Origin of the sequence: Streptococcus suis (assembly GCF_046032115.1) — a bacterium.
GTDB lineage: Bacteria > Bacillota > Bacilli > Lactobacillales > Streptococcaceae > Streptococcus > Streptococcus suis_AJ.
In genome coordinates this window covers 1-1,511 of record NZ_JARQOZ010000076.1, presented here as the reverse complement: position 1 = coordinate 1,511, position 1,511 = coordinate 1, and the positions used below count along the sequence as shown (strand labels likewise).

General features: G+C 40.6%; 3 protein-coding genes. All 3 read left to right on the top strand.

Translation table 11 applies throughout. The features are described 5' to 3' along the window. Window positions 1-194 precede the first annotated feature (194 nt). From rpsF to rpsR, 3 genes are read left to right on the top strand one after another with little or no spacing between them, the layout of a single operon-like run. Window positions 195-485 (top strand): 30S ribosomal protein S6, encoded by a 291-nt coding sequence (gene rpsF / locus P7J36_RS11540; protein ID WP_002942403.1) that lies wholly within the window; start codon window positions 195-197, stop codon window positions 483-485. Window positions 486-496: 11 nt separating this feature from the next. After that, entirely contained in the window at window positions 497-991 is a 495-nt protein-coding gene (locus tag P7J36_RS11535; RefSeq protein ID WP_002942409.1) for a single-stranded DNA-binding protein, read from the top strand. Window positions 992-1,023: 32 nt separating this feature from the next. Then, a complete protein-coding gene (gene rpsR, locus P7J36_RS11530) occupies window positions 1,024-1,263 on the top strand; it encodes a 30S ribosomal protein S18 (RefSeq protein ID WP_002939250.1) in 240 nt (79 codons plus the stop codon). The last annotated feature ends 248 nt before the right edge of the window (window positions 1,264-1,511 follow it).

Genomic DNA, 1,511 nt, shown 5'->3' with positions numbered 1-1,511 from the left:
GTGAGATAAGGAAAGTCGTTAGAATCTTCTTTTGGATGATAACAAATTGGATAAAATACGAACTACGGGAATGATTTAGTAAGCTCTTTTCACTTGCACATTTTCTATATTATGGTATAATTATTTTCTGTGAGTATCCCTCACTTACTCGTGGCTAGACCATGAGTCATTAGACCAAAAGGAGGAACATATCAATGGCTAAATACGAAATTCTTTATATTATTCGTCCAAACATTGAAGAAGAAGCTAAAAACGCTTTGGTAGCACGCTTTGACTCTATCTTGACTGACAACGGTGCAACTATCGTTGAATCAAAAGCATGGGAAAAACGTCGCCTTGCATACGAAATCAAAGATTTCCGCGAAGGTTTGTACCACATCGTTAACGTTGAAGCTAACAACGATGAAGCTCTTAAAGAGTTTGACCGTTTGTCAAAAATCAACGGCGACATTCTTCGTCACATGATTGTCAAACTTGACGCGTAAGAAGGTGTTGTATGATTAATAATGTAGTATTGGTTGGTCGTATGACCCGTGATGCAGAACTTCGTTATACTCCGTCTAATCAAGCTGTTGCGACTTTTACTTTAGCGGTTAACCGCAATTTTAAAAATCAAAACGGTGAGCGTGAAGCGGACTTTATCAACGTAGTCATTTGGCGTCAACAAGCTGAGAATTTGGCGAATTGGGCTAAGAAAGGTGCTCTGATTGGTGTTACAGGTCGTATCCAGACACGTAGCTATGACAATCAGCAAGGGCAACGTGTCTACGTTACTGAGGTAGTTGCAGAAAGTTTCCAACTCTTGGAAAGCCGTACTGCCCGTGAAGGTCAAGGTGGAGGCTATTCAGCTGGCAACTCGTTTGCTGGAGGAAATGACTATAACTCGCCTTATCAAGCGCCTGCACAATCTACACCAAACTTCGCTCGAGAAGAAAGTCCATTTGGAGCAAGCAATCCAATGGATATATCAGACGATGACCTACCATTCTAGGTCTGAAAATAATAATATAAAGGAGAACACACATGGCTCAACAACGTCGTGGCGGTTTCAAACGCCGTAAAAAAGTTGACTATATCGCAGCTAACAAAATTGAATATGTTGATTACAAAGATACTGAGCTTCTTAGCCGTTTCATTTCTGAACGTGGAAAAATCCTTCCACGCCGTGTAACTGGAACTTCAGCTAAAAACCAACGTAAAGTAACAACAGCTATCAAACGTGCTCGCGTAATGGCATTGCTACCATTCGTAAACGAAGATTAGTAAAAAGACCCTGACGGGTCTTTTTAGCTTGCACTACAGAAATATGAAAAGTGCAATGGTCCAGTGGACCATTTTTTCTTGCGCTCTAGAAATGCGAAAAGCGCAATAACAGTATGGACTGCTTTTTAACGAGCTTGAAAATGAGAAAGCAAGTAATGGTCTGGTGGATTGAAAGTAACCGCCCAATAACAAGGTATCTATCTAATCACTCCCTCCTCCTGTACACTGTTATAAAAAACAAAACTGGA